The organism is Pseudomonas sp. PB103, from assembly GCF_009764635.1.
Classification (GTDB): Bacteria; Pseudomonadota; Gammaproteobacteria; order Pseudomonadales; family Pseudomonadaceae; genus Aquipseudomonas.
On the sequence record NZ_RWIL01000163.1, the window covers coordinates 1 to 24,788 of the forward strand.

Consider the following 24,788-nt stretch of genomic DNA (forward strand, 5'->3'; position numbering starts at 1 on the left):
CGCATAACCCAGCGCAGCACTGCAAAACCCTGTAGGAGTGAGCCTGCTCGCGATGCGGTGGGTCAGTCGGTATCGTCGGCACAGGTAATCCGCTATCGCGGGCAAGCCCGGCTCCCACAGGATTCTCGGGTGTACACAAAACTGGGCAACACTCCTACAGGTTTCTCGGGTGTAGACAAAACTGGGCAACACGGCAAAACACTGCGGGGATGGGCCTGTTTGCGATGCGGTGGGTCAGTCGGTATCGTCGGCACAGGTAATCCGCTATCGCGGGCAAGCCCGGCTCCCACAGGGTTCTCGGGTGCACGCAAAACACTGACCGCGCGGTCGGCGTGATCGGAATGGCTTGCTGGCGCGCGGCCCTATATTCTTCCGGCGTGTAATCGAATTGTTCAGGGAAGCATTGCATGCCGTTCAGGGTCATGGTCGTCGGTGGATATGGAAATTTCGGCAGCATCGTCTGCAGGCATTTGGCGCAGATGCCGGGTGTGCAATTGCTGCTCTCGGGCCGCGACCGGTTGAAGTTGCAGCGCAAGGTCGATGAACTCAACAGTCACGCCGGCACGGTCGCCGAAGGCTGGTGTGGCGATGCCATGGGCGCCGAGTTCAGAGCGGCGTTGCGCGCGATGGACATTCAGTTGGTCATCCACACCGGCGGGCCGTTTCAGGGGCAGTCCTATGCGGTTGCCGAGAGCTGCATCGCGGCGGGCGTGAGCTACTGCGATCTGTCTGACTGCCGCACATTCGTCAATGGCATTGGCGTGCTCGATGCCCAGGCGAAACAGGCGGGCGTGGCGATTCTCAGCGGCTGCAGTTCGGTGCCGACGCTGTCGTCGGCGATCATTGATCAGCAGCGCTCGCGTTTCTCGCGCATCGACGTGATCGAACACGGCATTTCGTCGTCGGCGAAAATGCCCGGCCTGTCGACGATTGAAGGGGTGTTCGCCTACGCGGGCAAACCGATCAAGCAACTGAAAAACGGTCAAGTGCATGAGGTGTTGGGCTGGCAGGATCTGACCCTGCGCAAGATGCCGCAGATGGGCACGCGTCTGCTGGCCAACGTCGATGTCCCGGACATGGACATTTTCGCCGGCCGCTATGGCGCGCAAACCCTGTGCTTCAAGGCTGGCGCCGGGCTGAAAATGGGCAGCCTCGCCAGCTATCTGCTGGCGCAGGCCTTGCGGCTGGGGCTAGTGCGTGACCATGCCCTGTGGGCGGTGCGATTGCACCGTCTGGGCACGCGTTTCGAACGGTTCGGCGATGGCAAAAGCGCGATGTACATCGATGTGCACGGCGTCGGTCTTGAGGCACAACCGTTGACGATGACCGTGCAACTGACCGCCCTGAACGACAAAGGCCCGGAGATCCCCAGCTGCGCCGCTGTCGCCCTGGCCGCAAAAATGGCTCTGGGCTATGAGCCACAGGCTGGCGCACGACCGTGCGTTGGCGAAATCACCGTCGACGAATACATGGCCGCCATCAACGATCCGGACAACCTGAGCCTGTCCGTGCAGTTCTCTGACGGGCAGCGCTGAGCATGCTGTATCTGTGCTTGAAGTACCTGCACGTGATCGCCGCGATATTTTTGTTCGGCTTCGGCATGGGCTCGTTCCTCTACCTGATCGCCGCCAGTCGCACAGCCAACCCGGCAGTCATCGCGCATGTCGCGCGGATGGTCGTGCGTTTCGATACCTGGATTACCACGCCTGCAGGGTTTGCCCAGATCATCACGGGTTACCTGCTGCTGAGGGTGTCGGGGCTGCCGATGAGCACGGAATGGGTACTCACCTCGTTGATCATCTTCTTCAGCGTAGGCTCGCTGTGGCTGCCGGTCCTGGTGCTGCAAAAGAGGCTGTGCGGGATGGCGTTGACTGCCGACGCGGCTGGCGAGGGGCTGAATGACGACTTCCGCGCCGTGTACCAGAAATGGTTCTGGATGGGCGTTGTCGGGTTTGCCGGGATGTTTGTGATTGTGCTGATGATGGTGACGAAACTGTCGCCGGCGCAGTGGCTCAGTCTGCTGGGATAGCGCTGGGTGGCGCGGCCATTTTCAAGAAGCGCTGCTCATGATCAGGACTCGGCAAGAGGCAGGTGTCGTACCGGCCGAACAACCGATAGCGATTGCGCGCAATCCGGTCGTACGCCCAATCGCGCAGCGTGCGCGGCACGATGCGCAGCCACCGGATGGGTTGCCAGCGGCCAGGCAATTGGCCGATGACTTCAAAAAACGCATCCGAACGCTCCCAGTAATGCCGGTCGCGGATCACCGCCATGGTGTCGAACTGATCCACCGGCAAACCGGCCCACGCCAGCAGCGCCTGACCCTCGGGCGACTGCACGGTCGCGAGGCGCACGCGGCGCTGGCGGTCATGCCGGATCAGAAAACGCGCCCAGCCATTGCACAGCTTGCACACGCCATCGAACAGCACGACCGTCTCGCCCGGTTTGAGCAGTGGCGCAGGGGCAGGGCGGGTTTGCGAGGCTGGCATCAGTGTGGGTCCGGATGAGGCGGGTTATTCGCGATCATAACCGACCGTCTTCAACTGTAGTCGAATGTGAACAACACCAACCCTTCGACCGGTTCGTAGAACATCACGATCAAGTCAGCACCGGCCGAACGGTAGTGCCAGCCCGGCACACTGGCCACGTGATAGAAACGCTGGCCGGCCGGGCTCAGCGGATAGACGTTCGAGTCGCCCTCATCGACGTTGGTGTCAACGATGTCCATGGGGAATTCCACCGATTCCACCCAGTTCGCCCGACCATCCACGTCGCCGCCCAACTGCTGCACAAACTCGATCGGGTGAGTGCTGTCCCAATCCATGCGCGCCAGTCTGCCGCTGCGTTTGAAACCCTCAGCAGCGGCGGCAAAAGCGCTGTGCTGTTCGGCGTAATGTTGCTGCAGATCCGCCCTGGCACCGGGATGCGGCTCGGCCAGGTCGGCGTTGCCTTCGTGCAGGAAAAAGTAGCGCGGATCACCGCACAGACGATAGCGCCCTTGTTCGATCTGAAAGCCGATCCAGTTGGTTTTCAGCAGGTCGCCGTGATAGCCGTTCCACTCGGTCAGCTCGCCGACAAAGCACTCGTAGGGTTCCAGCGGGCTGAGCATGTGCGCCACCCCCGACCACTGTGGATTGACCTTGCTCAGGTCAATGCTGAACAGGGCGTGCAGATGGTGCGCCAGCTCCGATTGATCCGCGACAAACACGTCTTCGGCGTTGGGGAACGGCAGCAGGCCTTCGGGGATTTTGGTGTAGTCGGGGGTTTGGTTTTCGCTCATTCGATACAGTCCTTTGTGGTGTTGGCGTGGCAATGTAGAAGGTGTGCTCAGTGTGAGTCGGTTTTTTTAGCGACGCAGCCTGGCGAATCGGATTCAATTCGGATCATGCCGACATAAGCGGAAGGGCCTCCGTCGTAATCCCAACTCACCGGACCACCCACACTCACCAGATCGTAGATGTTGCTTTCGCCCAACACTTTGTAAGTGCGGCGATCATACAAACGGAAGAACGCCGGGAATTCCCAAGAGCCAGGCCAAGTCTCAGACACCGTATCGTCGGGGTGGGTGTTGGAATGAAAAAAGCCGGGCAATACCCAGTACGGCCTGAATTGCTGGAGCCAATAGCAACCGTTGGGGCTGAACTGCGGTTCATGGGACGGCTCGGCCAAGGCTTTTTCCCACCATTGCGACGCCATCCACAACGCACCCCAAGAGGTGACGCAGAACAGCAACGCCGCGAGGATGGATTTCTCCCGACGCAGATGGCGGGCGCTGACAATCCGTTGCATGAAGACATCCTGTCGCAAAAAGTCGGCAATTGTGCAGGTTCCGGGTCGACAGGCAAAGGGGGGGAGCCCAAAAGCTCCCACACACGCACCTATGTAGGAGCTGCGGAACGCTGCGATCTTTTGATGTTGATGTAGGGGGGGCAAAAGATCGCAGCCTCGTTGCACTCGTCAGCTCCTACAGGGGGTGCAGTGGGATGGGGACTACCCCTTTGGGGGTACTCACTCTGAGTGATAGGAAGTTTTGCCACGATCCGCATACTGGTCAGACACGGCGTTATTCACCTGAAGGTCTGACGATGCGATTAGAACTTGTACAAATGGCGGCGCGCGATGGCGATACCGCTTACAACCTGGAGCGCATTCTGCGAGCGATCGCCGACAGCGCGCCGGGCAGCGATATCGTGATGTTCCCCGAGTCGTCCATCACCGGTTTTCTCGACCACGACAATATTGCCCGACTCGCCGAGCCGGTGGACGGCGCGAGTGTCCAGACGATTTGCGCCGCTGCGCGGCAGCACGATGTCGCGGTGGTTGTCGGGTTGATCGAACGCGAGGGCGAGCGCTTCTACAACACCACGTTGCTGATCACCCCCGAGGGCGTGGCGCTGACTTATCGCAAGACTCACCTGTGGGTCGGCGAGCCCGGGCTGGTGTATCCCGGCGATCGATTTGCCACGGTGCAGTGGCGCGGAGTGCGCATCGGCCTGTTGATCTGCTACGACATTGAGTTCCCGGAAAGCGCTTGCGCGCTGGCGGCGCTCGGCGCGCAGTTGATCCTGATCACCGACGGCAACATGGAACCTTACGGCCACCTGCACCACACCGCCGTCGCCGCGCGTGCCCAGGAAAACCAGGTGTTTGCCGCCATGGTCAACCGCGTGGGCGAAGGCGTTGGCGAAGTGTTCGCGGGCGGTAGCAGCGTCGTCGACCCGTTCGGCAGACGCCTGTTTGAAGCTGGCGCGCAAGAATCCCGGCACGTTGTGGACCTGGACCTGACACAGATCGCACCGTCGCGCGCGCTCTATGACTACCGCGCAGAAAAGCGCTTGAAACTGGCCGCTGCGGTCACTGAACACCCGGACGGTCGCCGCGAGCTGTTGATTCCCTGAGTGCTGAAACCCTCTCGCTTTCCAAATAAAAACAACATCGCGGCGGACTGCCAATCGATGGCCGATTCGCCAGGAGCTCCCCATGAAACTCAAGCGTTTGCTGCACCTTGGCTTGTTCACTGTCTGCGGGTTGGGCGCAGCAGTCAGTTGGGCCCAGGGCCCCACGGTCAACTTCTACAACTGGTACGACTTCATCGCCCCCGAAGCCCCCAAAGATTACGAGAAGGAAACCAGCACACCGGTGCTGCTCGACACCTTCGACAGCGCTGAAGTCATGCAAAGCAAATTGATGGTCGGGCGCAGCGGCTACGATGTCGTCGTGGTCACCAACAGTGCGCTGCCCAACCTGATCAAGGCTGGCGTGCTGGCAGAACTCGATAACAGCCAGTTGAGCAACCGCTCAAATCTTGACCCCGACATCCTCGCCAAAGTGGCACAGAACGACCCCGGCAATCGCTATTCGATTCCTTATTTGTGGGGCACCACGGGGATCGGCTACGACGTTGACCAGATGAAAAAAATCTTCGGCGACGAGACACCAGCGGACTCCTGGGACTTGATCTTCAAGGAAGAAAACATCAAGAAGCTCAGCCAGTGCGGCGTCGCCATGCTCGATTCGCCCGGCGAAATCATCCCGATCGCCTTGCACTATCTAGGCTTGCCGCCCGACAGCAGCAACCCGGATGACTACGCCAAAGCCGAAGCGCTGCTGCTGAAAATCCGCCCCTACATCACCTATTTCGACTCGTCGCGGTTCATCACCGATCTGGCCAACGGCAATATCTGCGCAGTGGTGGCGTGGTCCGGCGGCGTGTTCGACGCCAAGACCAACGCCGAGCGCGCCAAAAACGGTCGGAACCTGGCCTATCGCATCCCGCGTGAAGGCTCCTCGGTGTGGATGGAAACGCTGGTGCTGCTCAAGGACGCGCCGCACCCGCAGCAGGGCCTGAACTTCATCAACTACATGATGCGCCCCGAGGTCATCGCCAAGAGCTCGAACTACCTGGGCTACCCCAACGGCAACAAAAGTTCGCTGACCTACGTCGAGGAGAGTTTGCGCAACAACCCGGACGTCTACCCGCCGGCCGCGACCCTGGCGACGCTGTTTCCTGCGCAGCCGTTGCCGCTGAAGATCGAGCGCATTCGTACGCGGGTCTGGAGCAAAGTCAAAAGCGGCACCTGAGCCCGCGGGAAAAAACTGCTTGCCTCAGGGCAAGCAGCGCGCGGAGATCCATTGACGGCTGTAGGCCAACACGCTCTGCGCAATGGCCGTCGGGAAGTGGATAAAACCGTGGGGGCAGGACGGCAGCATGTACATCTCGACGGGTGCCGATACTGCCCAGCGTTTGGCGATCTCTAGGGTGTCGTCCCGCAGTGGGTCCAGTTCACCGGCAAACAACAACGCCGGCGGGAAACCGCTGAAATTGCCATACAGCGGTGACAGCGGCGGCTGGCGACGCTCTTCGTCACTCAGCCCCGGCGTCAGCAGGCGCAGCGCTGGCACGATGCCTGGGCCATCGAGCAGCAAGGTTTCAGCAGGCGCCGTGCGCACGCTCGGCGTGCCGGTCAGATCGTAGACGCCGTAATAGAGCAGCGCGCCGCTGATGCGTTGCAGCAGTTCGGGCGATGTTTGCAGCGCCAACAACGTCGCGGCCGCCAGATGCGCCCCGGCCGATTCGCCGACCACCACCACAGGCAAATCGGCAAACGCTGGATCGCGCAGCAACCCGCGCGTGGCATGCAGGCAATCTTCCAGCAGGCCTTCAATCGGTGTCGACACGGCGAGCCGGTAATCGACCGAGACCACCACGACCTCGCAGCTGTCGACGATGGCAAGGTTGAAGTTGTCGTTCATCTGCGCGTTGCCGATCACCCAGCCGCCGCCATGAAAATCCAGCACAACGCCTTTGGCTTTGCCCTTGGGCCGGATGATCCGCACGGCGACGGGAACGGCGCCGCCCTCGATCATCTTTCGTTCAGCGCTCAGGCCATGCTTGGGCAGGGGGCTGGGGCTAACCAACTGACTGGCGCGCAACAGCGCCTGAATCAGCCGTGGCGTGGTGCGATTGCGGATGCGAAAACGCGGCAACCAGGCGAGCTTCTTGTTGAACTCGCGTACCTGCGCCAACTCCCGTTCGCCCTGCGGCCAAGGTGCCGGGTTACTCCCTGTAAAGTCGGTCATCAGCGGTTCTTGAGCAAAATGGAAAAATTCAACGCGGCGGCCACACACAACCACGCCAGATAGGGAAACAGGATCAAGCCTGTAATCACGTCAAGTTGCAACGCCATGACCACCATGGCCGCCACCACCAGCCACAACAACGCCAGAATGACCATCGCGGCCAAGACTTGGTGGGCGCCAAAAAACACCGGCGTCCACAAGGTGTTCAGCGCAATCTGCGCGGCCCATAACGCCAGCACCACCTGGCTCCCCGGGATCAGGGTCAAGCGGTAACCGGCCCAGGCCAGCAGCAGGTAAATCAGCGTCCAGGCCACGGGAAACGCCCAGTTCGGCGGGGTGAAGCGCGGTTTGACGAGGCCCTCGTACCAGGCGCCCGGTTTGAACATGACACCGGTGGTCGCCGCTGCGGCGCAGGCCAGAAGGAAAATGAAAAAGGTCATCGCCAGTCCTTAGCTGAAGTCAGCTGTTGGGGGAAGCCAAGCCGTGTCGGCCGTTAAACAGATGACGCCCCGTGACGCAAAAAGTTTTGCCGTGAGCGACGACTGTTTTTACGCCGGGCGTTGCAGTTGAACTAAAAGCTGACTGGCTCGTCAGGATATTATCTCCATCACACACGGGTGACCCCATGCACAATTTTCTGCTCGAATATCTGTTCAACGGCGAGCCGCGCCGCCATGTGCTCGAAGTCAAACAGGCGCACCTCATCGAACACGAGGCCGCGCTGCACCTGCTGGAACTGCACGTCGGCGACGCCGAAAACGGCCTGATCATGCCCCCGGCGGACGCCACGCCGGAGCAGATTGTGCAGCAGGCGGAGGTCGTCGGGATCACGCAGGTTCGGGTGGTCAAGCAAACGGTTTGAGGGCTTGCCTCAAGCCGCCGTTGGTTTGCGGCGTCACGCACGAACGGTGCGAGGCGGGCGTTTGTACACGCATGAGTTGAGGGTCGAGAGCATCGTCTCTACAAAAGCTCGGGTATCAGGAAAACCATCGCATCATCGAGGATGGTTTTGCCCGGGTATTCATGCGCAAAGCGCTGCCCTGTATCGCGTAAATGCGGGTGATCTGTGTCTATCGGTGCTTTTTCCAGGTTGCTACGGTCGCATTCCCTGAATTTCGATGAGGCAACCATGGATCTCACCGCCATCCCTTTTGGTACCACCGATTGGTCAACCATCGAGCCCGTGGCGCACGCCGGCGATACCGGCACAGCTTATTGGCGCACCTGTCAGTTCGGCTCGACGCGAGTACGGATGGTCGAATACAGCCCCGGTTACCTGGCCGATCACTGGTGCTGGCGAGGGCACATTCTGTTGTGCCTGGAGGGGCAGTTGCAGACAGAGCTGGAAGACGGCCGACAGTTCACCCTGACGGCGGCCATGAGCTACCAAGTAGGCAATGATGCCGAAGGCCATCGTTCGTCCACCGCCACCGGCGCAAAATTATTCATCGTGGATTAACCAAAACCCCGACCTGTAGGAGCTGCGGCACGCTGCGATCTTTTGATCTTGATGTGAAAAATCAAAAGATCGCAGCCTCGTTGCACTCGACAGCTCCTACAGGGTTTTGGGTTCGGCGCGCGCCCTGTCTGTTCAGGATCAACGTGCCCCGGCACCGCCTCGAGGGCGTTTATTCAATGACGGGATACCACGTTGCGTAGTTGTCATTGAAGGCGTTCAGCAAGGGAAATTCTTCGTTGCGAACACCCTCTACGACGGCGTTTTTGCGCTCGAAGGCTTCGCTCATGTGTTTTTGGCAAAGGTCTTTAGGCACATAACACAGGCCATGCCAACGATGACGCCAGGCCAGCAACTGCCGATCATTTTCAACGATGTACACCGTTTTGCTCAGTGACTTGCGCAGGCGAGGGGCCGAGTCGCCTTTGAGCGACCTTGGCACACGAACCTCCTGCCCAAACACGTCCCACCCGGCCCACTGGCTGTAGAAGCGCAAGCGCGTGTCGTTGTTGACCGAGAGAAATTCGTAGTAGGCAATGCCGGGCTTGGGTTGGGCGATTTCGCAATAACGGCGCATCAGCGTCGTAGAAATATTGGCGATCATGTCATCAGAAAGGTGGTTAACCACCTTCTGAAAATGATGGAGATTGTTAAAGCCGAATTCTTTGCTGAGATGGGTCAGTCGCTGGCAATACGTGTACTCGCCAATCACAGAAACTTTGGCAAGCAACTTCAAATCATCCAGGCACTGCGCGGCATTCGAACGGTTCATAGCATCACTCCTTTAGCCAAATCGAAGACGTGCCTCGACCAGCATGCTGCTTGCAGTGGCTAAACAAGTGGGGAAGTTCACTTGGATTTTTCGTATTTCCCATCGCAGCAGGGAGGCTACTTGTGCCTTCGCGAGATGAAATCATAAAGCGCCTGCGCAAGTAAACCGTCAGGCGAGCTGCAATCGCCAAGACTGCCAGCCGAGGCATAAAAAAACCGCGCCTACTCGCTAGACGCGGTTTTTCGCTTAAGCCCTTCAGGCACTCACAGCGCCCACATTCGCACCAGCGCAAACTCCAAGTCGACAGTGATGCACTCGCGGCCAGCGACCCATTCGTCCTCGCGAAGGCGCCGGCCGGTATTGGTCTCGCGCTCACCTTTGGCAATCACCAGAATAAACAGCCGGGTAGGGCACTCGAACGCATTCAGCCGTTCAACATCCGCCCGCACCGACCAGTCACCGTCCAGGCACTTGGCGTATGAAATGTCGCCCAGGCATTTGACTTCAGCGACCATCGACGGCTTGCCGTCTTCACCCAATGCATAGAGATCCGCTTTGCGTCGATCGCCGATTGGCAGGTCCGTCCAGATTTCCAACTCATGGTTGAACCAGGCATGAAGGCTGATCTGGGCTTGAATCCAGTGTTCCCGACAGCTGCTGAGTTGCAGGACCTGCTCAAGGCTTTTTTCCATGTCGTGAAAGGCTCGTCCGAATAAGTCGAGCCATTGGGTGGTATTCATTCTGCACTCCCTGTGTCATCAAAATAGAGGCGCGATTATGGACGAGAACAATCCCCAACACCTCATCCGGTAGGAGCAAGGCTTGCCCGCGAAGGCGTTTAATCAGCCAGCATCGCCATTGCCTGATTCACCGCCTTCGCGGGCAAGCCTTGCTCCTACAGATAGCGTGTGCCCATGGCTCCGCCATCCCTGGCGCACAGCCATCCCACCTCCAACATGGACAAATCACGCACCCCACGGCCCAATCGCGCAGCCATTTCGCTTCAAAGCAAAACTGTCATATTCAGTATCACTTGCTTACCCATAGTGACCAGCCCAACGCTTATTCAATGAGGCTGCACTGTGTTTCAACGTCTTCTGTGTTCGCTGTCCGTACTGAGCCTGTCCATCGCCGCCGCCCATGCTGCCGAGTCCGTGCCGCTCGACACGCCGCGCCTGCAAGGCATCGACAACTTCCGTGACATCGCCGGCATCAGCACCGCGTACACCACGGCGCACGACGGCACGATGCGCAGCGGCGTGTTCTACCGCTCCAACGCGCTGACCCCGACGGCATCCGACTTGGCGACCCTCAACAGCCTCGGCATCAAAGCCATCTACGACCTGCGCACGCCCAGCGAAATCGCCGCCACCCCCGACACCCTGATCAGCGGCGCGACCTACCAGAACATCGACATCATCGGTAGCACCACCTCTGGCTCGAACATCACCAACATTTCCTTCAAAAGCGCCGCCGACGCCATCGCCATGATGGAGCAGACCAACCGTGCCTTCGTCAGCGACGCCGGCATGCGCAGCCAGTTCGGCAACCTGTTCAACGCACTCGCCAGCGTCGACGCCGCGCAACTGTTCCACTGCACCGCCGGCAAAGACCGCACCGGCTGGACCGCCGCCGTGTTGCAGAGCATCGCCGGCGTCGATAACGCGACCATCATGGCCAACTACCTTGCGACCAACGACTACACCGCCGCCCGCGTCGCCGCCACGTTGAAGGCGATGCCACCGAGCATGGCTGCCGTCTACGGCCCACTGCTCGGCGTGCAGGCCAGCTACCTGCAAGCCGGCCTCGACGAAGTCACCGCGCAATACGGCACCATGGACAACTACCTCAAACAAGGCCTCGGTTTGTCGCAGGAAACCATCTACGTCCTGCGCGGCAAACTCGTCGAATACAACAGCCTGCCGGGGCAGGCCGGGCTGATCGGCAACGCCGCTGCCGGTGCCGAACTGCTCCGCCAATTGCAGAACACCGAGCTGTCCGGTACCTACAGCGCCTACAACTACTACCTGCAATCGGCGATCGACGCCGGCACCCTCGGCGGTGTCGAATCCCAAGTCGGCGGCCAGGTACACGCCGACGCCGCCAGCTACCTGCTGCGCCAAAACGCGATGATCGAACAAGCCGCCGCACCGTTCGCCAGCGGCAGCGACCTCAAAGTCGGCCAATATCGCCTCTGGACCACCGCGCTCGCCGGCTACCTCGGCACCGACGGCTCGGCCCATGCCGACAGCAGCAACGAACACAGCCAAGGCCTGATGGTCGGCATCACCCAACGGTTCAGCGAACGACTCAGCGCACGCGGCGGTTTCGGCTACAGCAAAGGCACCGTCGGCGGTGCGGGTGGCGAAGCCGACATCGACTTCACCTTCCTCAACGTCGGTGCCCGTTACGGCTTCACCAGCCTGGAACAAGGCCTGTTCCTCGACGCCAACGCCAGCGCCGGCTACATCGACTACGACAGCAAACGCGACCTCGGCGGCGGCCTCGGCACCGCGAAGGGCAACACCCACGGCAACCTCACCGGCGCCACGTTGGCCCTCGGCTACCGCGCCCCGGTCAACGGCATGATTTTCGAGCCAAGCCTCGGCTTGCGCGTCAGCCACCTCGACCTCAACGGCTTCAAAGAGAAGGGCAGCGAACTCTCGCTCGACGTCGACGACAACACCGCCACCCGCCGCAGCGCCGTCGCCAACCTAAACGTAGGTTTCGCGCCCGTGGCGATGGGCAGTTGGCAACTGGTGCCGGGCGTACAAGTTGGCTACGAACGCACACTGGGCGATAACGAAGTCGACAGCCAAAGCCACCTGCTGGGGCTCGACATCGAACAACGCGCCGCTTTCGACAATCGCGACCAATTCAGCGGCGGGGTAAACGTCATGGCCAGCCTCGGCACCCTGAGCCTGGGCGCAGAAGTGGGCGCCAACGGCGGCGGCGACAGCCACGGCTTCAATGGCGGCCTCAAGGCGAGCTACGCGTTCTAAAACAGACCGGGGTCAAGGACGACCCCACTCCAAAAAACACCAAAGGTTTTGTGATTTGCCATTAATCCCTGGCACAGCAAAAATCCCTGTGGGAGCTGGCTTGCCAGCGATTTGGCCAGCACAGCCAACCTCTTCATTACCTGACCCACTGCCATCGCTGGCAAGCCAGCCCCACAGGTTTCGTGAAATGCCATCAATCTAAATCACACCACAAATCCCTGTGGGAGCTGGCTTGCCAGCGATTTGGCCAGCACAGCCAACATCTTCATTGCCTGATCCACTGCTATCGCTGGCAAGCCAGCTCCCACAGGTTTTATGGAATGCCATCAATCTCGATCACCCCTCAAATCCCTGTCGGAGCTAGCCCTGCTAGCGATGGCGCCCGAACAGACAACATCACCCCCAACAGACTCACCACGCCGCCCACGCACATACGTCGGACTCATCCCATAAGCGTCCTGACAGGCTGGAAAAGATCTAGGCGATAGAGTCGACGTCGAAATGGCGAGGAGCGCCAATGACGTGTCCATGCTGACGACGCGTCCGCTCAACGAGCAGGCATGGAAATGCTGATTGAGCACTGCCTTTTCCCACGCTTCTATAGGCTTTACCGTCAACGAGGGCCTTCCTTGTTTTCAGTACAACCAGGATAAATGGTGCAGCTCTTCCCATCCGGCATGATGAAGCTGCTGAAGTCCTTGTCGTTGCCATAGCAAAATGCGTACGGATCTTTGAACCCTTTACCCATACAGCGTTTCCAGCCATTAGGCACTTTGACCCAAGTGTCTCTGATGGCGGGTTTTTCCTCATCAGCGAGATTGATTTTCAGCCGTACGGTGTTTCCTGGCAGTTGATCCAGGGTAAACGCGGCAGAAGGCTTGCCGGGTATTGGCTTTCCAGCCTGATCGTATGTTTTACAGTCGAGAATTTTTGTCAGACGACGCAAACCACCCACCGTTCGAAACATCCACTGGCATTGGCCAGAAAACTCGCTCTCGCCGGCAGTGTTGAAGACGCCTTTGTCCATGCTCAAGAGATCCTCGCGCACGGAAATTCCCGCCGAGTCTCTTCCCATGTCTCCGAAATCATCACCATAGGTAGCGTTGATTTCGAGGTCTATCTGATAGATCACCAACTCACAGCCTTTACTGACTCGCCGTATTTCAATCTGCGAATCCGGTTTATATGCCTTCCGCCACTCACGGTTGAATTGCGGATTCAGATTGTCGCGCTTAGCCAAGTCGCACTTTTGGCCTTTAGCGGGCACGTACCATACCGTCGCGACGTATGCGAAATTCTTCGGCAGATCTGCGGTGAAAGTGAAGGTGTTCGATTTATCAGGCGCCGTGGTCGTACAGCCAACCAACAACGTCATGCAACTCGTGAAAGTCAGAGCTAGAACTGCACTCTTCATGGTCTCTCCTTGAACGACAAATTTCCTGTGCAAGTCTCGCGCTGCCAGCAGAGTGATCCTCATTAATGCGATCGAACTGTGATGCTGCCGTCTCGGCGTTAGGAAGGAAGCTGATAGTTAGATGCCTGCAAACGCGATCGACGAGGAAGTGAAACGGCTCTGGCTCCTTCCAGCCCAGCAAGCCTGGCTAGCATCTCGGTGTGCTCGATTATCAGAACGCGACGGATATTAACAAACTCCACAGCCGCGCTAGCCGTCTCAGATTGAGGAATGTTCAGCCACGCAGGACTGGCTGTTTCTGGCTGCTCACCAAGATAGACGTTTTCAGTGAATGGTGATTGCTATCGGATAAATCCCCTCACCAAAAACTGCATTCCAAACATCCAACAAGCTCACCCCCGAGCCCGAAACTCCGCCGGACTCACCCCATAAGCCCCCTGAAAATACTGACAAAACCGCCCCACATTACTAAACCCAAACCGCAACGCCACCTCCGTCACCGACCCCGCATCCCGCTGCTTCAACACCTCATAAGCCCGCTCCAGCCGCACCTGCCGCTGATACCCCACAATCGACATCCCGACAAACCGCCGAAACCCTTCCTGCAACGCCCGCTGACTGACATTGCTCAAGCGCGCCAGATCCACGCCACTGACCAATTGCTCCGGATGCGCCTGGATAAACTCCACTGCCAACTTCACATGTCGCGGCGCAACCATCGCCGTCGGCCGTCGCAATGCTTCGGAAAAGTTATGCGGCCACGCCTCCAGCACCGCATCAATCAACATCTCGCGCAACCGCGACGGCATCAACGTCCCGCTGTTGATCAACAAATCAAACTCCGTCCCCGTTGCCAGATCAATCAACGCCTTGATCCCCTGAAACGCCGCCGAATCCAGATTCACACTCGGCTCAAACACAATCCTCTCCAGAATCGGTTTACCCAACAGCGCCGCCAACCGCTCAGTGAGCTGATGCCGATTGATCGACATCCCGTGATGCGCGTGACCATCAAAAAAGCGCATCGAGCGGATATCAGCCTTATCGATTGCCAAACCAACCTGGCAAACGCCGATGGACTCGGTCGCGTGGTTGAACACAATCTTGCCGGCCGTGGGGATGACGAACGTGATCTCATCCTGTGGGTCGGGGAAGGCAACGGTGAAATCCCCGCGGTAATGCATCCGCCGAAAACTCACCCCCTCATGCCGCCCATAAACTCCACCAATGATGATGTTCGCCGGCAGCGGCGGATTGTCCGCATAGCGATTACCGAACAACTTCGAAAAAAGTGCACCGAAGTCGTCCGAACGGAGGTTGTCGGAGCGCAGGATGATTTGCTGGCGAACGGGAGACGGAAACACCTTGGCGGCACCTTCGGTTGGGGGCTCTAGGACAGGGGTGTGGGGCAGGGCGCCGAGAAGACTAGCAAAGGTAATATGACGAGTTTGTGACAGCCTGAAACATGCCGTAACACCGCCGCACCACGTTTAAGCAAAGGACACTCGGCAGGCCATGGCCGACATGGCAACCTGCTCGCCACTGTACTCAGCGAGCAAACAAGGGCCCCGCGCCAAGCCCCAGGCCCTGTTTGACCCGCCCTGAAAGCCCAAAAAACATTGGAGCGGCAATGCAAGCCAACACGCAAACACTCCCCATCACGCTGACCCCGGAACTCGACTTCGACCAAAACGCCGCCAGCGCTTTCGGCGAATCGCTGACCGGCGAATACACCCAAGCCACGCCATTCCCGCACATCGTCATCGACAACTTCCTGCAAGCCGACGTCATCGCCAGCATCCGCGAACACTTCCCGGTCGAACCGACCAACAACGAACAAATCTACGAGCGCGGCTACAAAGGCCAACTCAAACGCCAGATCAGCCCCAACGCCTGCAGCCCGTACCTGAAGAACGTCTTCAACACCTTCAACTCCGCACCGATGCTCGAATTCCTCGAAAAACTCACCGGCATACAAGGGCTGATTCCTGACCCTTATTTCGCCGGCGGCGGGTTGCACGAAACCAAAACCGGCGGCTTCCTGGGCGTGCACTCGGATTTTCGGCTGAACAAAAAGCTCAACGTTGAGCGACGGTTGAACGTGATCATTTACCTGACCGAGGACTGGCAGGAGTCGTACGGCGGCAACCTGGAGCTTTGGGATGTGGGGATGAAGAAATGCCTGAAGAAGGTGCTGCCGGTTTACAACCGGTGTGTGATTTTTAATACGGACAAGGACAGTAACCACGGGCATCCGGAGCCGTTGACTACGCCGGAAGGGGTTACGCGGCGGTCGATTGCGCTTTATTACTACACGGCGAGTGGGGTGGGTGGGGAGCCGGGGCAGAGGAATAAAACGCACTATAAGCCGCGGCCGAAGGATCGGTGGAGCGTGACGTACTACGTGGAAAAACTGTTTAGGAAGAAGGGGTGAGTGGCCGCTAGTTCAAGGACGCGGCCATATCTGTTATGCGGGGGAGTAGCTCCCGCTAGGCCTCCTTTCGGCCATTTTCGGTCAGTCGGGACAGACTAAATTTTGACTGATCTGAAGAGGGCTCCGCAGCGATTTTAGGCGAAGCTACGAATGCGTTCGAGCTAGGGCCGGGGCTCAGTCGTGACCGGATTCACCATAGTCGTTATTCGCAGCCATGCACCCCTCGCGAGCTCCCAAGTGACTTCTTCGTTCGTTTTTCGATGGCTTATGGCCGTGCGGCTGGCATGCTCAGGTTTTCACGATAGTAAGGACGCGCGACATGCTCGGGGCTTTATTCAAGGTTTTAAGTTCATGGCCTTTCAAAGCCACAATCAAGCTAGCCAAAGGAAAAATGCACGGTGGTCTGATCAGTGCTTTTGCAGCCATGCAGGCGCCAATTCCCCCCAAAATCATTGGCGAAATCGACGCAATGTGGGCCCATGCCGAGCAGTTTTTTCCTTCATTCCCCGACTGGATCATGGAGCACGATGAAAAGGCTTTGGCTGCTAACGCCTTGGTATTTTGGGCGGTAGAGTTGGTGGACACAGACAAGAAATATGCTGCTGTACTGCTCTCGGCAGCAGGTTTTTGCGTTTATGACGTTGATCAAGCCAAGTTTACCAACGATCCTCGGTTTAACCTCATGATGCGCGTTGCTGCAACGGTTGCTCAGGGTAAGGGGTTGGATTTTTACAGCAATCTCTTGGAAACGGATGAGCCGTTTTAACCAAGCGTCTATTATTCGTAGACGCAGCAACTTTTTGGCATTGCTTTGCGCACACTCACGGCTAAAAATCTGGCATTGATTTTGACTGCTCATTAAAGAAAGGAAAGGATCTCTATGTATTTTCTTCTGTCGTTATTCGCGGCGATCGTTCTTGCTATCCCTACATATGGCGCATCGCTCTTAGTTTTTTTTCTAGTAAAAAACTGGTTCGATACTAAAGCGGCAAATCACATTCTCAACGTGATTTCCAGAAGCGTCAAAACCCAGGAGAGCCAAGAGCTTTACCACATCAACAAAGCTGCCATCAGGAAAGCGTTCACCATGCTTTCTGCAAAATACGAAGAAGAAACCAGCCATGGGCTCACATTTTTTTCGGGCATGGTTAAGCACCCTATGCACACCGACACCATTAGTGTCTTTGTTGTGTATTCGCCTAGGAATGGAACAAAGAACAAAATAGAAATAAGCACTAAGGTATTTCAACCTCTGACTACCGCGTCATTAGAGGACGGCTCATTCTTGGCTGCTTTGTTAAAGCCCCGCTCGACCTTTTGATAGCTCCAAGAACTCTCGACTACAACAAAAGCTCTTTCCAGTAGGCTTTTTGTGCGCAATTTAACGAAAGTGTCGTTATGCGCAGTCTCGTTCGCCTACCTTGACTCGGCTTCGCAGCTAGATAGCGCCGGCTGCGAGATCGAATAATTGGGACATAAATCCCTTAGCTGTTCGCTGGATGAAAGTCCGCCGGCTATGACCGGCCGGTATGAGTCGATTTCGGTCAGTTGCGACAGGCAGAAATCGGCCAAAAGCGTACACTTAGCCGACCGACTTCTGTCCCTAGAACAGCATGAGTAGTAACCATAATCAGCTGACAGCTGCGCGTTGCCACCGGTGGCGATAGGCGAGCAATGTTGCCAAAGTAGTATTCCTACCACCCACCAGCTAACCTGCAAATCTTAGGAAATCAGTCATGGACGCCCCGAGATGCAGCCACCCAAGAAATACTCTGTTGTTTTGGTCGATTTAGATGGGGGGCACACGCTCTATCCGATGAAGGAATGGTGCCGTCAGAATCCTAATGAAGCACCACCTATCGATCCAAACACGAATTCTCAGCAGCTTCGTCGTGCATTCACTCGAATGGGATGGGTCACTGAAGAAACTGAAACACAGGTTCTGGTCCTGCATCCCGGCACACCTAAAACAGCTATTCAAGCCATCGAAGACGAAGACCTGACTCTTGGAGACGAAGACACGCCAGATTCAGATCGAGAGACAGTTTTTGAGCTGGAATGGCAGCTACGCGACTTCATATCTCACAACATCGAATCACTGAAACTGGAAGATAAATCCCTTCGCCTCTATGTCGACCCTCTAGGTCGTGATGGAGTTGAATACCCTACCGATGTTGGGCCAATCGACATACTCGCACTTGATTCAGATGACGCGTTCGTGATTTTTGAACTGAAACGTGGACGTGTGGCAGATCGTGCCATTGGTCAGATCAGCCGCTACATGGGCTGGATCAAGAAGAACCTTGCGCACGGGAAGATGGTGAAGGGCGTCATCGTCGCGAAATCCATCAGCTCAAACCTACGTCACGCTATCGTGGCAGTTCCTAATGTCTCGCTTTTTGAGTATGAAGTAGCGTTCAGCCTGAACCAAATCTTTGAAGCAGATGAACCAATGTCACATGAAATATGAGGAGTGATAGCTCCAACTTTTGTAGACCAGCAATTGGCCGCTACTGGACGTTAGATGCCGTGCGTGGGTTACCGCTATAGGCTCAAGACATTTTCGACGCAGCGGTACTGGCCTAATGCCAATGCTAATAAGATAAATGATTTACCCTGACTATCGGGTTACGTTGGGCGTGGGCGTTTTCTGCCAAGGATAAGGAGTGACAGGTATGGCAAAGCAGCTTAGTGAAGCATCCCTGCGCAAGGTCGCCCGTGAAGAGCTGGAGGTCCTTGAAGGGATTATTGATTACGCCGAGCATATGATCCGTGAAGGCGATTTGGCTTACCGGAATCTTAAGCGCAACGCCTACGGCAAGGCACTGGTGATCGAGCGTGAGAAAGAGGGGGTTGCTACATTCCGGCTGGGTATTGACTCGCTGGTGTACCCCAAAGCCAGCTCGGGCTATGCCACTCCGCACTCACCGGTGGGCCGTCTTTGCGCCGTGGCAGGAGTCGGTTTTGAGAGCTTTTCCAAAGCCTGGGGTGATTACCGGGTCACTGAGGCCCGCCAGTTTCGTCGCCATGATTTGGAAGAACTGGAGCGTCATGCACGCAACTTTCTGGCGGTGGGCGTGGAGAATGCTAACGGCCAGGGAAAGGTCATGGATCTGCGAGCCTTTTTGACAACGGCTAATTTAGCAGGCAAGCAAACCACCTTGCCGAGTAAAAAGCCTGCAAAGACCGAGAGTGTGGAGAAGCCTGTCGCCGTTTTGCTCCCCACTGGCAAGGAGCTGCTCGAACCTGCGAAGGGAACAACCAACGAAGCCGGGCTGCTAAACACACCGGTGACAGAGGTTCTTGTTGTTACACACCCACCAGAAGATGGGCAGCCGGCAGACGTGCCAGTAGAGCTGACACCGTCCGTGCCTGCCGCACTGCGGCTGCAGATTCTCGATGACGAGGAAGAAGATTCGGCACTGGCGATTACCGATCTCGATGATGTGGACGATGAAGTTGGCGGCGAGCTAATTGAGCGGATGAGCCTGGATGAGCACTTTTTTCTGAATCGAACCCCGAATCAGGACAAGATCATTTCCCGGGAGCCGGTTGGGCCGATGTGGGTCGAGGGCGTTGCGGGCTCTGGCAAGACCTCGGCGGCGCTCGGGCGGACCAAGATGCTCTGTGACTTCAACTCGAATGAAGTTACGGATCGTGAGACGTTCCGGTCCATTCTCGGCGACGATTTCGACTACTGGGAAGGGGAGTTTGCCGGCAAGTTCTCCCAGGACGGCAGCGTCGGCTTTGTGCGCACTGCCGAGCTGATCCAGTACCTCAAGCAAACCTGCAGCCGTCTAGGTATGCCCGGTTTACCGGTGCTTGAGTATCACGAGTTGCGCTCCAAGCTGCGCAGCTATCGCCATCTGGAGTCTTCGGGCGGTACTGGCAAACGCTTCAAACACAGCAGCGACGAGGGGCATTCTCTGACCACCACGCTGGCTTGGCTCAATGCCGCCCGGCTTGCGCTGGCGCGGGTGATTGCCGCCGACTTGCAGAAACTGCTGGTTGAGGTCGAAAGTGAGCAACTGCAACGGTTTACTGCCCAGCAGCGCAGTCAGTTTGCCGCTGCCCGCCAAGCGCTTGCAGCCAGCGTTAATGAACTGGTGCAAGAGCTGCTCTCGCCTTTGGCTGCGGAGCGAACCTTGTATCGGTTGGGGGCCAAATTGTTGGAGAGGATTCAGGCGCTGGCTCAGCGAATCCTGGGTCCGGCAACCCTGAGTATTCATGTAGGGGAGTACATGGCCTATGGCGAGGGCATTCCGGAGCTGGCGCAAAGGCTGGCAGAGTTACCTGTCGATTTGTTCCAGCAACCCAATCAGGTTTTGGTGCTGTACAGGGCAAGTGTTGTTGAGGGGGCCGAGGCATTGCCCTGTGTATCGAGCAGTTGTTACCAGTTCCTCTCGGCGGATAACCAGCCCTTGTCCTTCAATGATGCTGTACAGGCCTCACTCTCGGGCACGAGCGTCCGCGCTCTGCTGCCATCGTTAGTGAGTGGTGACGGGTATGAGACCAAATTCATGCCTGTCAATGAGCTGTTCATTGTGCTTGGTACGCCCAAGTCCCTGCTCTACCTGGACGGTGAGGTGCTGAAGTGGTTGAGGGTCAGCAGTGGTATCGGTAGTCAGGTGTTGCCTGGTGAGGATGAACAGGCCCGTACTTCGGTGCTTAAGATATTCCGGCAGGCGGCGTTGGACCATCTGGCCAAGCCGCTGAAGAACTTCGCGGAGCTGTATGCAAAGGCGCTGTATGAATACGCCGACAGCTTCCCTGATGCGGCCATTGCATGGCAGGTACTGGAGCGTCTTGAAGAGCAACGCCTGTGCGATTCGGATATCGACTTGCTGCTGTGCCTGGCTCACGACCTCAGTGCCGGAGTAACAGCCAAGCTCCCCGCTAGCCTGCGCGAGGCCCCTTTCTATCAGAGCGTGTTTGTCGATGAAGTGCAGGATTTCAGCGAGCAGCAGATCTACTTGATGACCTCCCAGGCTGATCCGCGTTACAGCGCAATCACTGTGGTCGGAGACCGTTCGCAGCAGTTGCTGCGCAACGAGGAAATTCACATCGCGGATTGCTTCCCTATTGGTAAGCGTCCAGAGTTTGTGGCGCTGGATGAGAACCTGCGGCAGAAAGGGCAGCCGGATCTCGCTGCGCTAAGTGCGGTACTGCGGCAGTTGTTCGAGCGCGGAGCCGATACGGATGTACAGCAGCTGGACGCTGCCCTTCTGCATGATCAGGTCAGCGAGCAAGGCGCTTACACGCTGCATGGCTTTGCTCGGCGTGAAGAAGAGTTCAGGTATCTATGCGAGACGATCGCCGCTATCCCTGAAAATCAGTCGGTTGCTGTGGTGTTGCCCGACCAGGAAACCGCCCGGTCTCTGCATGCTTTATGTGCGCAGGAGCTGGAGGGCAGCTTCCGCAAGATGAGCGTATCGGAACAGATTGATCTGTCGAAAAAGTACCTTGTGCACTTCACGTCGGTACTGCATGTGAAGGGGCTGGAGTTCGATGTCGTGCTGTTGCCAATGATCGACCTTTACGACCTTGGTCAGCCGGTATTCCGCAACCGGTTGTATGTAGGTTGTACGCGAGCGAGACAGCAGTTGCTGATGAGTCGGCTGCGCTAGTAAATAACTAAGGATTGAATGAACGATGGAAGCCAACAGCCGTCCTCTGCTGCGAATCTTCGAACCCACGGTGTGCTACCAGATTCCGCTGTTCCAGCGGCCCTATGTATGGAAGCGTGAGGATAATTGGCAGCCGCTCTGGGAGGACTTCGAGCGCCTGCTCGATGTGATGCTGGCTGGTGAGAAGCTGCGCCCGCATTTCCTCGGTGCCGTGGTGCTTGAGCAACTGCGTAATGACACGGGGTCGGTGCAGGGCCGTCAGGTCATTGATGGGCAGCAGCGCTTCACCACCTTGCAGTTGCTGCTGATCGCCGCCCGCGACCTTTGCCGCAGCCGGGGTAGCGAGCGCTTCGCCGGGCGCTTCGAGTCGATGGTCTCCAACAGTGACACGATGGTCGATGACCCGTCAGAGGTGCCCAAATTGTTGCCAACCAATGCCGATCGCCTTGCGTTTGCCTTGGTACATGGCGCGGGCAGCCCGGATGCGTTGTTGAAGCAGGCGAGCAAAAAGGGCGTGGACTTCAGCTACGATCAGGGCATCGTCGGCGCCTACCTGTACTTTTATGGGCAGTTCGAGGAGTGGTTACGGCCGGAGGCTGTAGAAGCCGAAGAGTCGCCGGAGAAACAGCTGGATGCGCTTTGGGCCGTGGTTCGCAATGGCTTGCAGTTGGTGGTGATTGATCTCGGCGAAGACGACGAATCGCAAGTGATCTTTGAGACGCTCAATGCACGTGGTACGCAGTTGCTGCCGGCGGACCTGATCAAGAACTTTCTGTTCCGGCGCGCTCAAAGCGAAGGCGGTGATATCGATACGCTGTACGAAGAGCATTGGGCGGAGTTCGATGGCGAGTTCTGGCGTGAAGAGGTGAAGCAGGGGCGGGAAAACCGTCCACGCATTGACATCTTCATCCGCCATTTCCTGACCCTGGCGATGCGCCGCGATATTCGTGTCGGCCACATCTTTAACGAATACAAGAACTACGTGCAGCACACCGCCGACTGGGGCTCTTGTTTCGTCGAACCGGCCAACTCTGCCAGTGAGCATATGGCGCTGCTCAAGACCTACGCCGAGCATTTTCGCCAGTTCTCTTCGCCCACGGCAGGATCTCGTCTGTCGCGTTTTCTGGCGCGCCTCGTGGTGATCGATACTTCGACGGTTTATCCGTTGCTGCTGCTATGTAGCCAGCGACTGCGTCCGCAGCAGCAAACCGAGTTCGAGGCGATCCTGACGGTGCTTGAGTCCTATCTGTTCCGTCGGATGATCTGTGGCCTGACCACCAAGAACTACAACCGACTATTCCTCGATCTGATTCGTCATCTCGAGCGGGAAAAGCAGATTACGGCCCAGGTGGTCGGTGCATTCCTGCTCTCCAGCGAAGGGGAAAGTGTGCGCTTCCCGAAAGACGGCGAGCTGAGCAATGCGCTACTCGACTACCCGCTGTACCAGTGGTGGCCGCAGTACCGTGTGCGGGCGGTGCTCGAGGCCCTTGAGCGGGCGCTGGCGCATGCCAAAAGCGAGGCTGTCAGCCTACCGACGGGGTTGACTATCGAGCATATTCTGCCTGTGAAGTGGCAGGAGTACTGGCCGCTGCCCGCGGAGGTGCAGAATGATCCCCAGATTAAGGTGGAATTCAGCCAGCGTCGTGATCGAATCAAGCATACGCTAGGCAATCTGACACTGGTGACCAGCAGCCTGAACCCTGCATTGTCCAACTCCGCTTGGGCAGCCAAGAAACCGGAACTCTTGAAATGGAGCAAGCTGAATCTCAGCCGTGACCTGCATGACCATGAAGAATGGTCGGAGCAGGAAATACTCGCCAGGGGAGCGGCGCTGGCGAAGTCTGCGATTCAGATCTGGCCATATCCTGACGTTGATCAGTAGCAACTAGAACGGAAGCATTGTACGCAACCTGCGTTCGGAGGCACTTTACTGGGGGACAGCCTCTGACCGAATGCAGTCGTTCGTTGTTTGGGTAGGAGGCACATCCGGCTAAACGTGAACTGAACCGTGTAGCAATTACAGCCTTAGCATGTTCGAAGCTCTATGGGAGATGAGTGTTTCGCTCTGATTAAACGCAACGCCGCAGGCACGTTTAAATTACACAAACCGTTACGCCACAAAGGCTACAACGCCTTGCGCCGTTGCCTACGCGTACGCCAGAATCCCCCGGCATACACGACTATGGATCGGGCTATATCGTTTCCCCGTCACTGCAAAACAGTGATCGGGTTTGGTAGCCCGTTTCTCGACAACCGTAAGGCACAACCTTAAGTGGTCTCCATTTGGAGGCTCCGTTTTTATGGTGGCCATGCGTGGGGCTCCTTCGTGGAGCGCCGGGGTTTTCTCTGTCTTGACCGGTCTACCAACCCACGTGTGGCCGCCACCCTTCGTTTGGTAGCGAAAGTGACGGCTCTTCATTCTTTCAAGAAAGAGGTGCTGTTATGTTCAAAGTTACTCCAAACCCACCGGACGCCGATCCGATCCCGTACGACCCAACCCTCGAGCCTCAAAAGATAAGAGAGGCGACCGACCGCGCCATCAATTTCTACCTCAACCCCGGCTCACTCAAACTCTCAATCCCATCCCGCAAAACCAGCAAGATCTTCCTCATCGATCCCGCCGTGGACGAAGAAACCCTGCTCCTCGAAGCCTGCGAGTCGTTGGCCGCCGCCAGTGATATGGCGCGTGACATGAGCGATGTCGTCGACAACTCCCAACGCCGAACCATGCTGATGCTGCATCAGGTGATCATGCTGAGTGAGTTGATGGTGAATCGAGTCCTGGATGGTCGCCGCTTGCCGAACTGAGCGCTGCGTCATTGACGGCTAGGCCGCGAAACTCTGTGTAGGAGCTGCCGTAGGCTGCGATCTTTTGATTTGTTTTTGATTGTTGAAGAGCAGATCAAGGGATCGCAGCCTGCGGCAGCTCCTACATGGTGGGGATTCATATTTCTTTTGGAGTGCCTTGATGGGTGCTTGTGGAGTTTCAGTTGATGTCCGAAA

Annotated in this window: 23 protein-coding genes; 14 read left to right on the forward strand and 9 right to left on the reverse strand. The window is 57.5% G+C overall.

What is annotated here, in order from left to right:
* The first annotated feature begins 407 nt into the window (after positions 1-407).
* Both EJA70_RS28465 and EJA70_RS28470 read left to right on the forward strand, forming a co-directional pair.
* On the forward strand, positions 408-1,535 hold the full coding sequence (locus EJA70_RS28465) for a saccharopine dehydrogenase NADP-binding domain-containing protein (RefSeq protein WP_158835650.1): 1,128 nt from the start codon (positions 408-410) through the stop codon (positions 1,533-1,535).
* Between the two features lie 2 nt (positions 1,536-1,537).
* On the forward strand, positions 1,538-2,029 hold the full coding sequence (locus EJA70_RS28470; protein WP_008085582.1) for a DUF2269 domain-containing protein: 492 nt from the start codon (positions 1,538-1,540) through the stop codon (positions 2,027-2,029).
* Here the strand turns inward: EJA70_RS28470 and EJA70_RS28475 are convergent.
* Genes EJA70_RS28475 through EJA70_RS28485 form a run of 3 tightly spaced genes read right to left on the reverse strand, consistent with a single transcriptional unit; the run spans position 2,013 to position 3,789 of the window.
* Entirely contained in the window at positions 2,013-2,489 is a 477-nt protein-coding gene (locus tag EJA70_RS28475) for a thiol-disulfide oxidoreductase DCC family protein (protein WP_158835653.1), read from the reverse strand. The two genes, EJA70_RS28470 and EJA70_RS28475, sit on opposite strands and share 17 nt — an antisense overlap.
* Positions 2,490-2,539: 50 nt before the next feature.
* A complete protein-coding gene (locus EJA70_RS28480) occupies positions 2,540-3,280 on the reverse strand; it encodes a hypothetical protein (protein ID WP_158835656.1) in 741 nt (246 codons plus the stop codon).
* Between the two features lie 47 nt (positions 3,281-3,327).
* Positions 3,328-3,789, reverse strand: a complete 462-nt coding sequence (locus EJA70_RS28485; protein WP_158835658.1) for a hypothetical protein — start codon at positions 3,787-3,789, stop codon at positions 3,328-3,330.
* Positions 3,790-4,085: 296 nt separating this feature from the next.
* Here EJA70_RS28485 and EJA70_RS28490 point away from each other — a divergent pair, with 296 nt between their 5' ends.
* Positions 4,086-4,898 carry a carbon-nitrogen hydrolase family protein gene (locus EJA70_RS28490; protein WP_178117022.1) on the forward strand — a complete coding sequence of 271 codons (813 nt, stop codon included), beginning with the start codon at positions 4,086-4,088 and terminating at the stop codon, positions 4,896-4,898.
* Between the two features lie 82 nt (positions 4,899-4,980).
* On the forward strand, positions 4,981-6,081 hold the full coding sequence (locus tag EJA70_RS28495) for a polyamine ABC transporter substrate-binding protein (protein ID WP_158835664.1): 1,101 nt from the start codon (positions 4,981-4,983) through the stop codon (positions 6,079-6,081).
* Positions 6,082-6,105: 24 nt separating this feature from the next.
* On the opposite strand, the gene EJA70_RS28500 is transcribed toward EJA70_RS28495, so the two are convergent.
* Positions 6,106-7,080 carry an alpha/beta hydrolase fold domain-containing protein gene (locus EJA70_RS28500; RefSeq protein ID WP_158835667.1) on the reverse strand — a complete coding sequence of 325 codons (975 nt, stop codon included), beginning with the start codon at positions 7,078-7,080 and terminating at the stop codon, positions 6,106-6,108.
* The gene (locus tag EJA70_RS28505; protein ID WP_158835670.1) at positions 7,080-7,520 is read right to left on the reverse strand and encodes a TspO/MBR family protein; all 441 of its coding nucleotides are present in this window, start codon (positions 7,518-7,520) and stop codon (positions 7,080-7,082) included. The genes EJA70_RS28500 and EJA70_RS28505 overlap by 1 nt, the downstream gene beginning before the upstream one ends.
* Before the next feature lie 185 nt (positions 7,521-7,705).
* On the opposite strand from EJA70_RS28505, the gene EJA70_RS28510 reads away from it, so the two are divergent.
* A complete protein-coding gene (locus EJA70_RS28510; RefSeq protein WP_158835672.1) occupies positions 7,706-7,942 on the forward strand; it encodes a hypothetical protein in 237 nt (78 codons plus the stop codon).
* Positions 7,943-8,209: 267 nt separating this feature from the next.
* The gene (locus EJA70_RS28515; protein ID WP_158835675.1) at positions 8,210-8,539 is read left to right on the forward strand and encodes a DHCW motif cupin fold protein; all 330 of its coding nucleotides are present in this window, start codon (positions 8,210-8,212) and stop codon (positions 8,537-8,539) included.
* A gap of 169 nt (positions 8,540-8,708) precedes the next feature.
* Here the strand turns inward: EJA70_RS28515 and EJA70_RS28520 are convergent, their stop codons facing one another.
* Positions 8,709-9,308, reverse strand: a complete 600-nt coding sequence (locus EJA70_RS28520; protein ID WP_158835678.1) for a hypothetical protein — start codon at positions 9,306-9,308, stop codon at positions 8,709-8,711.
* A gap of 263 nt (positions 9,309-9,571) precedes the next feature.
* Positions 9,572-10,048 (reverse strand): hypothetical protein, encoded by a 477-nt coding sequence (locus EJA70_RS28525; RefSeq protein ID WP_158835681.1) that lies wholly within the window; start codon positions 10,046-10,048, stop codon positions 9,572-9,574.
* 342 nt (positions 10,049-10,390) lie between these two features.
* Here EJA70_RS28525 and EJA70_RS28530 point away from each other — a divergent pair, with 342 nt between their 5' ends.
* On the forward strand, positions 10,391-12,310 hold the full coding sequence (locus EJA70_RS28530; RefSeq protein WP_158835684.1) for a tyrosine-protein phosphatase: 1,920 nt from the start codon (positions 10,391-10,393) through the stop codon (positions 12,308-12,310).
* Positions 12,311-12,923: 613 nt separating this feature from the next.
* Here EJA70_RS28530 and EJA70_RS28535 read toward each other — a convergent pair.
* Entirely contained in the window at positions 12,924-13,724 is an 801-nt protein-coding gene (locus tag EJA70_RS28535; protein ID WP_158835687.1) for a hypothetical protein, read from the reverse strand.
* A gap of 392 nt (positions 13,725-14,116) precedes the next feature.
* Positions 14,117-15,088 (reverse strand): AraC family transcriptional regulator, encoded by a 972-nt coding sequence (locus EJA70_RS28540; protein WP_158835690.1) that lies wholly within the window; start codon positions 15,086-15,088, stop codon positions 14,117-14,119.
* A gap of 266 nt (positions 15,089-15,354) precedes the next feature.
* Here EJA70_RS28540 and EJA70_RS28545 point away from each other — a divergent pair, with 266 nt between their 5' ends.
* The 7 genes from EJA70_RS28545 to EJA70_RS28575 all read left to right on the forward strand — a co-directional run bounded on the left by EJA70_RS28545 (position 15,355) and on the right by EJA70_RS28575 (position 24,593).
* The gene (locus EJA70_RS28545; protein WP_158835693.1) at positions 15,355-16,158 is read left to right on the forward strand and encodes a 2OG-Fe(II) oxygenase; all 804 of its coding nucleotides are present in this window, start codon (positions 15,355-15,357) and stop codon (positions 16,156-16,158) included.
* A gap of 319 nt (positions 16,159-16,477) precedes the next feature.
* Positions 16,478-16,924: a hypothetical protein gene (locus EJA70_RS28550; protein ID WP_158835696.1), complete on the forward strand. Its 447-nt coding sequence runs from the start codon at positions 16,478-16,480 to the stop codon at positions 16,922-16,924.
* A gap of 114 nt (positions 16,925-17,038) precedes the next feature.
* Positions 17,039-17,479 carry a hypothetical protein gene (locus tag EJA70_RS28555; RefSeq protein WP_008085551.1) on the forward strand — a complete coding sequence of 147 codons (441 nt, stop codon included), beginning with the start codon at positions 17,039-17,041 and terminating at the stop codon, positions 17,477-17,479.
* Between the two features lie 429 nt (positions 17,480-17,908).
* Entirely contained in the window at positions 17,909-18,628 is a 720-nt protein-coding gene (locus EJA70_RS28560) for an endonuclease NucS domain-containing protein (RefSeq protein WP_178117025.1), read from the forward strand.
* Positions 18,629-18,833: 205 nt separating this feature from the next.
* Entirely contained in the window at positions 18,834-21,785 is a 2,952-nt protein-coding gene (locus EJA70_RS28565) for an ATP-binding domain-containing protein (RefSeq protein WP_008085549.1), read from the forward strand.
* A 25-nt stretch (positions 21,786-21,810) separates the two neighbouring features.
* On the forward strand, positions 21,811-23,667 hold the full coding sequence (locus tag EJA70_RS28570; RefSeq protein WP_158835699.1) for a DUF262 domain-containing protein: 1,857 nt from the start codon (positions 21,811-21,813) through the stop codon (positions 23,665-23,667).
* A 560-nt stretch (positions 23,668-24,227) separates the two neighbouring features.
* Positions 24,228-24,593 (forward strand): DUF6124 family protein, encoded by a 366-nt coding sequence (locus EJA70_RS28575; RefSeq protein WP_008080779.1) that lies wholly within the window; start codon positions 24,228-24,230, stop codon positions 24,591-24,593.
* Positions 24,594-24,788: the final 195 nt, after the last annotated feature.